Below are 12,934 nucleotides of genomic sequence, written 5' to 3'. Positions count from 1 at the left end.
TGCGCCCAGAAAGGGACAACGATGTTCGACAAGCGTTTCATCAGCAATGCCATCGGCAGGAGCGCCGAGAACCCGCTCGACCGGAGGCGGTTCCTCACCGCCGCGGGCATCGCCGGAGCAGGGGTCGGCGTCGCCACCCTCGCCGCCGCGGCTCCCGCCCACGCCGACAGCTCGACGGGGGCGATCACCGACGGCGCGATCCTCAACTTCGCGCTCAACCTCGAATACCTGGAGGCGGAGTTCTACCTGCACGCCGTCACGGGCACCGGCCTCGCGTCGAACATGACGGACGGCTCGGGAAAGCTCGGCGGTGTGGTCGGCGGTCACGCCGTGCCGTTCAAGTCGCTCACGATCCAGCGGATCGCGACCGAGATCGCCAATGACGAGAAGGCTCACGTGGCGTTCCTGCGCTCCGCGCTGGGCTCGGCGAAGGTGGCGCGGCCGTCGATCGACCTGCAGTCGAGCTTCAACGCGGCCGCCACCGCCGCCGGGCTCATCAAGGCTGGGCAGACATTCGACCCGTTCGCGAGCGACGACAACTTCCTGCTGGGGGCGTTCCTGTTCGAGGACGTCGGGGTGACCGCCTACAAGGGCGCCGCGCCGCTCATCACGAACAAGACGTACCTCGGGGCGGCCGCCGGAATCCTGGCGGTGGAGGCGTACCACGCGGGCATCATCCGCGACCGGATCGTTGCGGAGGACCTGTATCACCAGGCCGACGCGATTTCGAGCGCCCGCGACAGCCTGGACGGGCCGACCGACGACGACCAGGGCGTCGCCGACGGGCCGACGACGAACCTCGTGCCGACCGACGCGAACAGCGTCGCCTTCGGCCGGACGGCGCCGCGCGTGCTGAACATCGTCTACCTCACGCCGAACGCGGCCACGAAGGGCGGCTTCTACCCGAACGGCGTGAACGGCACGATCAACACGTCCGGGTCGCCGTCGAGCCCGACCGCCTAGCGGCTCCCGCTCGAAGCGTGGTGCTCCCGGCCGTCCCGGCCGGTCGGGGGCACCACTGTCGCCGTGCGATCACAGCCACTTCCGCTTCTTGAAGACCGCGTACAGCACGATCCCTAGGGCGAGCATGAGCCCGAGCGCGAACGGGTACCCGAACGCCCACTCCAGTTCGGGCATGTGCACGAAGTTCATGCCGTAGATCGAGGCGATGAGCGTCGGGGTGAAGAGGATCGCGGCCCAGGACGAGATCTTCTTCACCTCCTCGTTCTGCTGGATGCTCTGGTCGGTCTGCCGGCGCGTGACGATCGTCGCGTGCACGGTGAGTGCGTTGTCGAGGATCTGCCGGAACGACGCGACCCGCTCGGCGATGAGCAGGGTGTGGTCCTGGACGTCGCGGAGACCGCGCTGCAGCTCGACGTCGACGCCGTACTTGTCGCTTCCGCGCTGGAGGTTGTCGAGCATCTTCACGAGCGGCACGACCGCGCGCTGGAAGTTGATGACCTCGCGCGAGAGGTTGTAGATGCGCTCCGAGAGCCCGATCGACTCGACCGTGAAGAGGTCGTTCTCGATCTCGTCGATGTCGTTCTCGAGGCCGGCGATGACGGGCTCGTACTCGTCGACGACCTGGTCGAGGATCGCGTACAGCACCGCCTCGGGCCCCTGCGCCAGGAGCGTCGGGTTCGCCTCCATGCGCTTGCGCACCTGCATGAGGTCGGGCGACTCCGCATGGCGGATCGTCACCACGAACTCCGGCCCGAGGAAGATGTGGAGCTCGCCGAACTCCACGGTCTCCTCGCTGTCGACGTACCGGGCGGGTCGCAGGACGGCGAAGAGGATCTCGTCGTAGCGCTCGAGCTTCGAGCGCTGATGGCCGAGCAGGGCGTCCTCGACGGCGAGGGGGTGCAGATCGAACTCGCGCGCGACGCTGCGCACCTCGTCGGGGCTCGGGCGATAGAGGCCGATCCAGCCCATGCCGTCGTGCTCCCGCATGAGCGCGTAGGTGGCGTCGAGGCTGCGGGGGTCCTCGATTCGCCGGCCGGCGACATACACGCCGTTGTCGATGAGAGGCATGCGGCACATCGTGCCGCCCGGAGGTGAACGGAAGTGGTCAGGCGCGCCGTCGTCGCCACACGGCGAGCGCCAGGAACACAGCGCCGGCGACGACCTCGATCGTCCAGTAGACCGGGCTGGTGGTGTCGGAGATGACGAGCAGGCCGTAGGCGCCCTCGACGACGAGCACGAGGCTGAGCGGCACGACCGAGAGCCAGCGGCCCAGCGGTCGCCGGGTGTGGCGGACGGTCGCCGCCCCGAAGCCGAGGACGAGTCCCGCCAGGATTCCCGGGATCACCCACATGCTCGAGAACGGCGCCGAGTAGTAGAACCCGCGCCACTCGCTGACGATCGCGTAGCCCTCGAGCATCGCCTCGAAGGCGGCCACGCCGAGGATCGCACCCAGGACGGGGCGGGCCCGCGACAGCCAGACCAGCAGGAACGTGAACATGCTCCAGCCGCCCACCGAGTTGGCGATCGAGCCGACCGACTCGGGAAGGTACTGCTGGCCCGGGCTCGACAGGCCGCCGATCACGAGGCCGCCGCCGACCGCCATGAGGACTGCGACGGCGCCGCGGCCGATCGCGCCCGCACGAGAGTCGTTCCCCTGGAATATCTCACTTCTGTTCACGCAGGCCACTCTACGGTGAGCTGGGGCCCGGACGCGTCGTCCTCGAGAGTGGACCGCGTCATCCCGCGGTGGGGTTGCGTCGGCAGATCCGGAATCGGCGATAGCGTCGAGCGCATGGGGCTCGCGGACATCACGGTGCACGTCGTCGACCTCGACGCGCTCGCACCCGATTCCGTAGGAACCGACACTTACGCCGCCGCGAGCGCCGCGGCGAGCACTCTCGACGCCGCCGAACGCGAGCGCGCAGGCCGTCTGCGCAGCCCCGTCGACCGCCGCCGCTACATCGAGGCGCACCGCGTGCTGCGGCGGCTGCTGGGCGACGCCGTGGGCGTGGCGCCGGGCGACGTGCGGATCCTGCGCGCTGCCTGCCTCGCCTGCGGCGGCCCCCACGGCAAGCCGCAGGCCGACGGCGTCGAGTTCAGCCTCAGTCGCAGCGGAGCCTTCGCGGCCATCGCGCTGGGCCCTGTGCCGTGCGGCGTCGACATCGAAGAGCGCGGGGCGCAGGAGCCGGCGGCACTCGCCCCGCTCCGCGACGGGGTCCTGGCGCCCGGCGAGAGCGGAGACGACCTCCTCGCCACGTGGGTGCGCAAAGAGGCCCTGCTCAAGGCCACCGGCGAGGGTCTGACCCGGCCGATGGCGGAGGTGAGTGTCGCCGAGGCCGTGCGGGCCGGGATCCTGCGCGACCTCGACCTGCCCGTCGCCCTGGCAGGTCGCCTCGTGGGGGCGGTCGCCGTGACGGCCCCGGCATCGTGGTTCACCGGCGCGCCACCGGCGACCGGTAAGGTACGGGCGCTCTCATCCCGACCGGAAGGCGCTTCATGACCGACGTGCACACCCCCGGCCTTCTGCTCGGCTCCGAGCGTGCTCCCGAGACGCGCACCCTCGTCGACGTGCTGCGCTCGACCGTGGAGGCATACCCGGAGGCGTCGGCGCTCGAGGACGAGGACGGCGCCCTCAGCTACCGCGAGCTCGCCGTGCGCGTGCGTGCGGCGGCGGCCTCGCTCACGGCGGCCGGCGTGCGACGGGGCGACAAGGTCGGCGTGCGGATGCCGTCGGGCGACCGGTGGCTGTACATCGCGATCCTGGCCGTGCTGACCGCGGGAGCCGCGTACGTCCCGGTCGACGCGGACGACCCGCAGGAGCGCGCCGACCTCGTCTTCGGCGAGGCGAACGTCGTCGGCATCATCGGCGCCAGGGGGCTCTACCGCGATGCGGCAGGAGCCGAGACCGGCATCTTCCAGCCCGTCGCACCCCACCCGAGCCGGGCCACCGGAGCCGCGGCGGCGACGCCCACTGCGCCCCTCCCGGACGACGACGCCTGGATCATCTTCACCTCGGGCTCGACCGGCACCCCGAAGGGCGTCGCCGCGAGCCACCGCTCGGCCGCCGCGTTCGCCGACGCCGAGTCGCGCCTCTTCCTCCGCTCCCCCGGCATCGATCCGCTCGGCCCGGGCGATCGCGTGCTCGCGGGGCTCAGCGTGGCCTTCGACGCCTCCTGCGAGGAGATGTGGCTGGCCTGGCGCTCAGGAGCCTGCCTCGTGCCTGCGCCCCGAAGCCTCGTCCGCACCGGAGCCGACCTCGGCCCCTGGCTCGTCCTGCACGACATCACCGTCGTCTCGACCGTGCCGACCCTCGTGGGGCTCTGGCCGATCGAGGCGCTCGAGAGCGTCCGCCTGCTCATCTTCGGCGGCGAGGCGCTGCCTCCCGAGACGGTCGACCGGGTCACCGGCGAGGGCCGCGAGGTCTGGAACACGTACGGCCCCACCGAGGCGACCGTCGTCACCACCGGTTCGCTCGTGCAGGCCGGCGAGCTGGTCCGCATCGGGCTCCCGCTCGACGGCTGGGACGCCGCCGTCGTCGACGTCACCACCGGCGAGCCCGTCGGGGAGGGCGAGGTCGGCGAGCTCATCATCGGCGGCGTGGGTCTCGCGCGCTACCTCGACCCGGCGAAGGACGCCGAGAAGTACGCGCCGCACGAGCAGCTGGGGTGGCAGCGCGCCTACCGATCCGGCGACCTGGTGCGTTTCGAGCGCGACGGCCTCGTCTTCCAGGGCCGCGCCGACGACCAGGTGAAGGTCGGCGGCCGGCGCATCGAGCTCGGCGAGATCGAGGCGGCGCTGCTCGCCCTCGACGGGGTCGGCGGGGCCGCGGCCGCCGTGCGGAAGACCGACGCCGGCAACCAGGTCATCGTGGGCTACCTCGCGGTGCAGGATCCGAGTGCCTTCGACCGCAACGCCGCTCTCACCCGCCTCCGCGAGGAGCTCCCCGCGGCCCTCGTGCCCCTGCTCGCCCTCGTCGAGGGCGACCTGCCGACGAAGACGAGCGGCAAGATCGACCGCGACGCGCTGCCGTGGCCGCTGCCGCCCACCTCCGTCGGGCCCGACGACACCGGCATGAGCCCGGACGAGCTGATCCTCGCCGCCGACTGGCAGGCCGTGCTGGGCCTGCCCGTCGACGACGCCGACGCGAACTTCTTCGACCTCGGCGGGGGCTCGCTCGCGGCCGCCCAGCTCGTCGCCCGGATCCGCGCGCGCGACCCCGAGTTCACCGTCGCCGAGATCTACTCCCACCCGCGGCTCGGCGCCATGTCGGACGCCCTCGCCGCCCGTGTCGGTACGCAGGCCGTGCCGAACGACGACTACCACCGCTCGACGCCGACGCCGGTGCGGATGCAGTGGCTGCAGACCCTCCTCGGCCTGCCCCTCCACATCCTGAGCGGGGTGCGCTGGGTCACCTACGCGCTCACGGCCTCGTCGGTGCTGCACTGGAGCGCAGGATCGCACAGCCGCGCGTTCGATGCTCTCCCGGCGGCGAACCCGTGGCTCCTCGCGATCCTGCTGATCGTCTTCGTCACCCCGTTCGGGCGCATGGCCATCTCGGTGCTCTTCGCCCGCGCGCTCGTCGGCGGCGTGAAGGCCGGCGACTACCCGCGCGGCGGCGGCGTGCACCTGCGCCTGTGGCTCGCCGAGCAGGTCGCCCACCAGATCGGCGCCGTCGGCCTCGCGGGAGCGCCGTGGATCAGCTACTACGCCCGCGCCCTCGGAGCCCGCATCGCGGCCGACGTCGACCTGCACGCGATCCCGCCGGTCACAGGCATGCTGCGCATCGGGCGCGGCGCCTCGATCGAGCCCGAAGTCGACCTGTCGGGCTACTGGATCGACGGCGACACCGTGCGAATCGGCGCCGTCCGGATCGGCGCGGGCTCGACAGTCGGCATGCGCTCCACGCTCCTGCCCGGCACCAGGATCGGGAAGAACGCCTCGGTCGCACCCGGCTCGGCCGTCTTCGGCCGCGTCCCCTCCGGCCAGGAGTGGGCAGGCTCGCCCGCCGCCCGGGTCGGCAAGAACCGCGCGTGGTGGCCGTCCGACCGGCCAGGATCGCATCGCGGGTGGCTGGCGCTGTACGGGGTGTCGTCGATCCTGCTCTCCCTGCTGCCCGTGGCGTCGCTGGCCGGCGGCGCCGCCGTCATCGCCCTCGGCGTGCAGGGCTCGGCGACGCTCGGCGAGGCGTACCTGCGGGCGCTCGCGTGGCTCGTGCCCGCGACGCTGCTCGCCGGCTTCACCGCTGCGGTGCTCGTCGTGCTCTTCGTGCGCCTGCTCGGCATCGGCGTGCGCGAGGGGACGTTCGCCGTGCGATCCCGGGTGGGCTGGCAGGTGTGGAGCACCGAGCGGCTTCTCGACCTCGCGCGGACCTTCCTGTTCCCGCTGTACTCGGGACTGTTCACGGCCGTGTGGCTGCGCATGCTGGGAGCTCGGGTGGGGCGTGACGTCGAGGCGTCGACCGTGCTCCTGCTGCCTGCCATGACGACGATCCGCGACGGGGCGTTCCTGGCGGACGACACCATGGTCGCCTCGTACGAGCTCGGCGGCGGCTGGCTGCGCGTGGCCGAGGCGGAGATCGGCGAGCGCGCGTTCCTCGGCAACTCGGGCATGACCGGGCCGGGGCACAAGGTTCCGCGCGACGGCCTCGTCGCCGTGCTGAGCGCCGCGCCGAAGAAGTCGAAGGCGGGGTCGTCGTGGCTCGGCTCGCCCGCCGTGCGGCTGCGGCGCACCGTCGCCGTCACCGACGACGCGCGCACGTTCCACCCGCCCACGGCGATCCGTCTCGCCAGGATCCTCTGGGAGCTCGGCCGCATCGTGCCGGTGTTCGTCACCTGCCTGATCGGGCTCACGCTCTTCTTCGCCCTGTTCTGGCTCGTCGGCCAGATCGGCGCAGGCTGGACGATCCTCGTCTCCGGAGCCGTCATGCTCGCCGTCGGCGCCGTGGCCGCTCTCGTCGCGACCGCGGCGAAGTGGGCCCTCATCGGCCGGATCAAGGTCTCCGAGAAGCCGCTGTGGTCGAGCTTCGTCTGGCGCAGCGAGGTCGCCGACGTCTTCGTCGAGCTGTGCGCCGCCCCGTGGTTCGCGCAGCCCGCGGCCGGCACCCCCGCGCTCGTGTGGTGGCTCCGCTCGCTCGGCGCCTCGATCGGCAAGGGCGTCTGGACCGACAGCTACTGGCTGCCCGAGGCCGACCTGGTGCGTCTCGGGGATGGTTCGGCCGTCAACCGGGGCTGCGTCGTGCAGACGCACCTGTTTCATGATCGAATCATGAGCATGGACACCGTCACCCTCGACGCGGGCGCCACCCTCGGTCCCCACAGCGTCGTGCTGCCCGCCGCCGAGATCGGCGCCCACGCCACCGTCGGCCCCGCCTCGCTCGTCATGCGCGGTGAGGGCGTCCCCGTGGGCAGCCGCTGGTCGGGCAACCCGATCGGGCCGTGGCGCGAGGTGCGGTTCGCTGACTACCACTCGGTGGCCAGCTCCTGATGGCGGTCGCCTACCTCCCCGACTCCGGCAACGACGGCTACACGGCGCTCGCGTACGACCTCGACCTCACGTACCGCGTGGCGACGAACCGGCTCGACGGCACCGCCACGATCCGCCTGCGCGCACTCGCCGACCTGCAGCGATTCAGCCTCGACCTGGTCCGCCTGCGCGCCTCGAAGGTGCGCGTCGACGGCACGAAGGCCGCACGGTTCACGCAGTCCGCGGCGAAGCTCGTCGTGACGCCGGCGAGCGCGATCGAGGCCGGCGAGGAGTTCGTCGCCACGATCGAGTACGGCGGCTCCCCCGCCCCGCGCTCGTCGACCTGGGGTGCTCTCGGTTGGGAAGAGCTCACCGACGGCGTCATCGTCGCCTCGCAGCCGTCCGGCGCCCCCACCTGGTTCCCCTGCAACGACGACCCCGCCGACAAGGCGTCGTACCGCATCGCGATCTCGACCGAGCAGTCGTACGCCGTGGTCTGCAACGGCACGCTCGCCTCGAGGCGCACGCGCTCCGGCCGCACCACGTGGGTCTACGAGCAGCAGGAGCCGACGTCGACCTACCTCGCGACCGTCCAGATCGGCCGCTACGAGCTCGTCCCCGCGACCTTCGCCGAGGTCCCCGGCGTGCTCGCCGGGCCGCCCGCCCTGCGGTCGCGCATCGCCCACGACTTCGGCCGCGTCGGCGAGATGATGGCCTGCTTCGAGGACGCCTACGGGCCCTACCCGTTCCCGTCGTACTCGGTGGTCGTGACCGAGGACGACCTCGAGATCCCGCTCGAGGCCCAGGGCATGGCGATCTTCGGCGCGAACCACGCCGACGGCCACGACGCCGCCGAGCGGCTCGTCGCCCACGAGCTGGCGCACCAGTGGTTCGGCAACAGCGTCGGCGTCGCCTCCTGGAGCGAGATCTGGCTCAACGAGGGCTTCGCCTGCTACTCCGAGTGGGTCTGGTCGGAGGCCTCCGGCCGCACCTCGGCCGCACGTCTCGCCGCCGAGACGCACGCGCGCCTCAAGGGTCTGCCGCAGGACATCATCGTCGGCGACCCCGGGGCGCGCGCGATGTTCGACGACCGCGTCTACAAGCGCGGGGCGTTGACGCTCGCGGCTCTGCGAGCGCGGATCGGCGACGACGCCTTCTTCCGCGTTCTCCGCGAGTGGACGGCCAGGCATCGCCACGGCGTGGTGACGACGGAGGACTTCGTCGGACTGTGCGTCGAGGTCTCCGGAATCCGCGAGCTCCCCGCCCTGTTCGACGACTGGCTGACGCGGAGGCCGCTGCCCGCGCTCTGAGCCTTGGCCACGAATTGTAATATTTTGCATTCGTATTCTCGCTAAGTTCGAGGGGAGAGAAAGCCTCTCGCACGAATGGAGAATCATGCGTTCTGTAACCTTCCCCTCGCGCCTCGGCGCGACCCTCCTCATCGCCGCCTCCGCTGTCGGAGCGGGCGTCGCGCTGGCCCCGGCGGCCACCGCCGCGGCGAGCCAGGCCGTCGTCGCGCCCTCCGCCGACGCGCCGGCCTTCCGCATCGTCGGGGTCAACCCGGATTTCGTGAAGCGCACGGCGAACCTCGTCGGCTCGGCCGCGCCCGGCACGATCATCACCGTCCTCGACGCCGACGGCGGGATCATCGGCTCGACGGTCGCCTCGGCGAGCACGGACGCCCTCGGCGGGTCCTGGAGCGTCGAACTCGGCGGCATGAAGATCGGCGCCGCGGGCACCGTCACCGTCACCGCCGAGAAGGACGGCGTCGTCGGCGTCGCCACGGCGTACGCACTCCCCCACGGCCCGGGCGCGGCGAGCTAGAAGGCACCGCCTGAGGGGCCTCGCCCACACCCGTCGGCCATGCCAGACTGCTGGCATGGCCGACTTCACCGTCCGCGACGCGACACCTGACGACGCGGCGGCCTGCGCCGCCATCTACGAGCCGTACGTCACCGGCACCGCGATCACCTTCGAGGAGGTCGCACCGACGGCCGCCGAGATGGCGACCAGGATCATCGACGCCCAGGCCGCCCACGCCTGGCTCGTGCTCGACGATCCCGACCGGGGCGTCATCGGCTACGCCTACGCGGGGCCGTTCGCCAAGCGGGCGGCGTACCGGTGGGCGACCGAGGTGAGCGTGTACCTGCATCCCGCCGCGGGCGGGCGCGGCGGCGGCCGGGCTCTTTACGAGGCGCTCTTCCCGCTGCTCCTGCGCCGTGGGTTCCGCATCGCCATGGCCTGCATGACGCTGCCGAACGACGCGAGCGTGGGGCTGCATCGCTCCTTCGGGTTCGAGACCGTTGCGACCTACCCCGACGTCGGCTGGAAGCTCGGAGCCTGGCACACCACGGCGTGGATGCAGAAGCGGCTCGCCCCCGCTGACGAGGGCGAGCCGCTCGAGCTCCGCTGATCGGCGTGCGGCCGCGCCCGCTGGCTCCTACCGAGAAGAACGGCGGCGCCTCACGGGGATGCCCACGAAAACCGCACCCAAGAACGATGCGACGCCGATCATGATTCGCCCGGCCACCCGCACGGACTCGGCGCTCGACGCATTCGCGACAGCCACGCCCGTCGTGATGGCTACAAGGGCGACCACCGCGGCGAACCAAGGACTTCGTACGACACGCATGGTTCCACCCGCTCTCACGCGCATCGCGGCTTGTGCCCGCTGAACGGATAGACCCGTAGAGAGCGCCCACCCGAGCACTTCTGATTGTTGTTCGCAGACAGTGCAAGACCGGCAGCAGTGAGGATGGCGCCCGCCACCACGCAGAACACACCAGCGCTGACCACGCACAGCCCCGCAGAGACGCCGAAGAGTCCGCCCGAGATCACGGCGTCCTGGTCGAAGTTGTTCAGGGCCACGCAGGCCCCGTAACCGTCGCTGCCCGCAGCAAGTCGAGAGCCCCGGGGTTCGACGAAATCGAGCTTGATTCCCTGACCCGCATCGACGGTGGTCGAGAGATCTCCATCGCCGTTGATACCTTGACGCTCGATCAATCCCTGTTCACGCGCTTCGACGAGCGCCTGGTCGAATTGGCTCTGCGTGATCGACGGGCTCACGGTCGTGTCCGACTGAGGGGCTTCGGACGCCTGCGCCTGAGGCGTGGCGACTGTCAGTGTCGCCGCGATGATCGCGGCTGTCGCCAAGGCCGCGAGGGCTGCTCCACGGAATGGTGTGTTCACGCTGGCTCCTTTGCTTGTGGCGGGCAAAGCTGTTCTCACAGCAGCCCACCTCGCGAGCGTAGGGCCGATATGCATATTCGCAAGGCGTGGATGCAGAAGCGGCTCGCCCCCTCGGACGAGGGCGAGCCGCTCGAGCTCCGCTAGTGCGCGGCGACGGGCTCCAGGGGCGACTCGCCGGCGACGAGGGTCGCGGAATCCGGAGCCGCCGACCGGAGCACCCGACCCGAGGGCAGGATCAGCGCCAGCAGCGCGGAGCCCGCCACGACGCTCGCGCCGACGATCACGGCGGGGATCGCCGCGTGCACGTAGCCGGTCGGCGTCAGCTGCCCGCCGGCGCCGGTGAAGACCGCGGTCAGCACGGCGATTCCGAGGGCGACGCCGATCTCGCGGAGGGTCGAGTTGGTGCCCGAGGCCTTCGCGTGATCCTGCTCGCGCATGTTCACCAGCACGGCCGTCGAGAGCGGCGCGAACGCCATGCCCATGCCGATGCCGGCCAGGATGAAACCGGGCAGCATCACGGCGAACGACACGGTCGCCGTCATGGTCAGGGCGAGCTCGAACAGGCCGGCCGAGAGGAACACCATGCCGGCGACGATCACGACCCTGGTGCCGATGCGCGGCACGATGAAGCCGGTGAGCGGCGCGATGACCATGGGCGCGAGGGTCCACGGCATCGTCTCGACGCCGGCGGCCAGCGGCGACTTGCCCTGCACCACCTGCAGGAACTGGATCAGGATGAACACCGACCCGAACGACCCGAACGTGAAGGTCATCGCCACGGCGTTCGCCACCGTGAAGCTGCGGTCGCGGAAGAACCGGAGCGGCAGCAGCGGGGCGCTGACGCGCGACTCGCGCCAGATGAACAGGATCAGCAGCACGCCGCCCGCGATGAGCGACGCGAGCACCTGAGCGCTCGACCAGCCCTTGTCGTTGCCGCGGACGATGCCGAAGACGACGCCCACGACGCCGAGGCCGACGAGGACGACGCCGAGGAAGTCCGCCCGCACCCGGTCGCCGAGGCTGTTCGGGAGCGCCCGCAGGGCCAGCGGGATGGCGATGATGCCGACGGGCACGTTCAGCCAGAAGATCGACTCCCAGCTCCAGCCCTCGACGACCGCGCCGCCGATGAGGGGGCCGAGCGCGACACCGAGACCGGAGACGCCGCCCCAGATGCCGATCGCCATCGGGCGGGCCTTGGCGCTGACCGAGCCGACGAGGAGGGTGAGCGAGAGCGGCATGATCGCCGCGGCGCCGACACCCTCGAGCGCGCGGGCGACGATGAGGGCCGTCGTCGTGGTGCTCAGCGCCGCGAAGGCGGAGGCGCCGGTGAAGATGACGAGGCCGGCGAGGAACAGGTGGCGACGCCCGAGGCGGTCGCCGAGGCTGACCGCGAGGAGCATGAGCGACGCGAAGGCGAGCGTGTAGGCGTTGGTGATCCACTGCAGGCTCTCGACGGACGAGCCGAGCTTCTCGTGGATGACCGGGAGGGCGCTCGTGACGACGAGGTTGTCGAGGGTCGCCATGAACATGGGGAGGCTGGCGGCGAGGATCGCGAGCCAGGTCGGGATGCGGCGTGACGTTGTCGTGGCGGACATTTTCGCGGCTCCTGAAATCGGTTGTAATCGGATGATTACTAGACACTAAGTAATCGGCTGATAACCTGTCAAGCATGACTTCGACGGATCTTCCGAGCGGCACGACGGGACGACTCAGCGCTGCGGATCGGCGTGAGCAGATCCTCGCCGCCGCGACGGTGGTCTTCGGCGAGAACGGCTACGCGGGCGCCACGACCGACCAGGTGGCACAGGCCGCGGGCATCAGCCAGCCGTACGTCGTGCGCATGTTCGGCACCAAGCAGAAGCTCTTCCTCGAGGTGATGAACGGCGCGCTCGGGGCGCTGCTCGAGCGATTCCGCGCCGCTCTGCCCGACCCGGGCGACGGCACGATCCTCGAGAAGCGCCTCGGCGCCGCCTACATCGACCTCGTCGATCGGGCCGGCGTGCACCGCACACTCCTCCAGGCGTTCGTCTCGGGAAACGACCCCGTCATCGGCGACGCCGCCCGCGAGGGTTTCGTGTCGATCTACCGCTTTCTGCGCGACGAGGCGCACTTCGAGCCGGCGCAGGTGAGCGAGTTCCTCGGCTACGGGATGCTGCTGAGCGTGCTGCTCGGCATCGAGCTGCCTCGCACGTTCGGGAAGTCGGCCGACGCCGACGAGCTGATGCTGGCCGCCTTCGGCGAGAAGTGCCGCGAAGTGCTCGACGTGGCAGGGCCGTCGGCACGCCGCGTGTGACGTTCTCGTGAATTCGGATATTCGCTG

11 protein-coding genes are annotated in these 12,934 nt (G+C 71.1%); 7 read left to right on the top strand and 4 right to left on the bottom strand.

Going from position 1 to position 12,934, the window contains the following annotated elements; genetic code table 11:
* Positions 1-21 precede the first annotated feature (21 nt).
* Entirely contained in the window at positions 22-963 is a 942-nt protein-coding gene (locus C8E83_RS00250) for a ferritin-like domain-containing protein (protein ID WP_121367890.1), read from the top strand.
* A gap of 69 nt (positions 964-1,032) precedes the next feature.
* Here the strand turns inward: C8E83_RS00250 and corA are convergent, their stop codons facing one another.
* On the bottom strand, positions 1,033-2,031 hold the full coding sequence (corA, locus tag C8E83_RS00245) for a magnesium/cobalt transporter CorA (protein ID WP_121367889.1): 999 nt from the start codon (positions 2,029-2,031) through the stop codon (positions 1,033-1,035).
* 37 nt (positions 2,032-2,068) lie between these two features.
* Positions 2,069-2,641 carry a DUF6518 family protein gene (locus C8E83_RS00240; RefSeq protein WP_147430034.1) on the bottom strand — a complete coding sequence of 191 codons (573 nt, stop codon included), beginning with the start codon at positions 2,639-2,641 and terminating at the stop codon, positions 2,069-2,071.
* Positions 2,642-2,755: 114 nt separating this feature from the next.
* Here C8E83_RS00240 and C8E83_RS00235 point away from each other — a divergent pair, with 114 nt between their 5' ends.
* The 5 genes from C8E83_RS00235 to C8E83_RS00215 all read left to right on the top strand — a co-directional run bounded on the left by C8E83_RS00235 (position 2,756) and on the right by C8E83_RS00215 (position 9,838).
* Positions 2,756-3,463 carry a 4'-phosphopantetheinyl transferase family protein gene (locus C8E83_RS00235; RefSeq protein ID WP_121367887.1) on the top strand — a complete coding sequence of 236 codons (708 nt, stop codon included), beginning with the start codon at positions 2,756-2,758 and terminating at the stop codon, positions 3,461-3,463.
* Positions 3,460-7,446 carry a Pls/PosA family non-ribosomal peptide synthetase gene (locus tag C8E83_RS00230; RefSeq protein ID WP_121367886.1) on the top strand — a complete coding sequence of 1,329 codons (3,987 nt, stop codon included), beginning with the start codon at positions 3,460-3,462 and terminating at the stop codon, positions 7,444-7,446. Before C8E83_RS00235 ends, C8E83_RS00230 begins: the two co-directional genes overlap by 4 nt.
* Positions 7,446-8,735 (top strand): M1 family metallopeptidase, encoded by a 1,290-nt coding sequence (locus C8E83_RS00225; protein WP_121367885.1) that lies wholly within the window; start codon positions 7,446-7,448, stop codon positions 8,733-8,735. The genes C8E83_RS00230 and C8E83_RS00225 overlap by 1 nt, the downstream gene beginning before the upstream one ends.
* Positions 8,736-8,820: 85 nt before the next feature.
* Entirely contained in the window at positions 8,821-9,249 is a 429-nt protein-coding gene (locus C8E83_RS00220; protein ID WP_121367884.1) for a hypothetical protein, read from the top strand.
* Between the two features lie 55 nt (positions 9,250-9,304).
* Complete coding sequence (locus C8E83_RS00215; protein WP_121367883.1) at positions 9,305-9,838, top strand: GNAT family N-acetyltransferase; 534 nt, start codon at positions 9,305-9,307, stop codon at positions 9,836-9,838.
* Between the two features lie 233 nt (positions 9,839-10,071).
* Here C8E83_RS00215 and C8E83_RS00210 read toward each other — a convergent pair whose 3' ends face one another.
* Together C8E83_RS00210 and C8E83_RS00205 are read right to left on the bottom strand one after the other, a co-directional pair.
* Positions 10,072-10,614, bottom strand: a complete 543-nt coding sequence (locus C8E83_RS00210; protein ID WP_147430033.1) for a hypothetical protein — start codon at positions 10,612-10,614, stop codon at positions 10,072-10,074.
* 140 nt (positions 10,615-10,754) lie between these two features.
* The gene (locus C8E83_RS00205) at positions 10,755-12,209 is read right to left on the bottom strand and encodes an MFS transporter (protein WP_121367881.1); all 1,455 of its coding nucleotides are present in this window, start codon (positions 12,207-12,209) and stop codon (positions 10,755-10,757) included.
* Between the two features lie 74 nt (positions 12,210-12,283).
* Here C8E83_RS00205 and C8E83_RS00200 point away from each other — a divergent pair, with 74 nt between their 5' ends.
* Positions 12,284-12,907, top strand: a complete 624-nt coding sequence (locus tag C8E83_RS00200) for a TetR/AcrR family transcriptional regulator (protein ID WP_121367880.1) — start codon at positions 12,284-12,286, stop codon at positions 12,905-12,907.
* Positions 12,908-12,934 lie beyond the last annotated feature (27 nt).

The sequence above is a fragment of the Frondihabitans australicus genome, assembly GCF_003634555.1.
In the GTDB taxonomy this organism is placed as follows: Bacteria; Actinomycetota; Actinomycetes; order Actinomycetales; family Microbacteriaceae; genus Frondihabitans; species Frondihabitans australicus.
Note: the sequence above shows the minus strand (reverse complement) of the source record. Positions and strands in the feature narration are given on the sequence as shown.

What these genes read in the sequence shown, in the direction of transcription:
- C8E83_RS00250 (WP_121367890.1), top strand. Translation starts at nt 22, where the DNA reads ATGTTCGACAAGCGTTTCATCAGCAATGCCATCGGCAGGAGCGCCGAG.
- corA (WP_121367889.1), bottom strand. Translation starts at nt 2,031, where the DNA reads ATGCCTCTCATCGACAACGGCGTGTATGTCGCCGGCCGGCGAATCGAG.
- C8E83_RS00235 (WP_121367887.1), top strand. Translation starts at nt 2,756, where the DNA reads ATGGGGCTCGCGGACATCACGGTGCACGTCGTCGACCTCGACGCGCTC.
- C8E83_RS00230 (WP_121367886.1), top strand. Translation starts at nt 3,460, where the DNA reads ATGACCGACGTGCACACCCCCGGCCTTCTGCTCGGCTCCGAGCGTGCT.
- C8E83_RS00225 (WP_121367885.1), top strand. Translation starts at nt 7,446, where the DNA reads ATGGCGGTCGCCTACCTCCCCGACTCCGGCAACGACGGCTACACGGCG.
- C8E83_RS00220 (WP_121367884.1), top strand. Translation starts at nt 8,821, where the DNA reads ATGCGTTCTGTAACCTTCCCCTCGCGCCTCGGCGCGACCCTCCTCATC.
- C8E83_RS00215 (WP_121367883.1), top strand. Translation starts at nt 9,305, where the DNA reads ATGGCCGACTTCACCGTCCGCGACGCGACACCTGACGACGCGGCGGCC.
- C8E83_RS00205 (WP_121367881.1), bottom strand. Translation starts at nt 12,209, where the DNA reads ATGTCCGCCACGACAACGTCACGCCGCATCCCGACCTGGCTCGCGATC.
- C8E83_RS00200 (WP_121367880.1), top strand. Translation starts at nt 12,284, where the DNA reads ATGACTTCGACGGATCTTCCGAGCGGCACGACGGGACGACTCAGCGCT.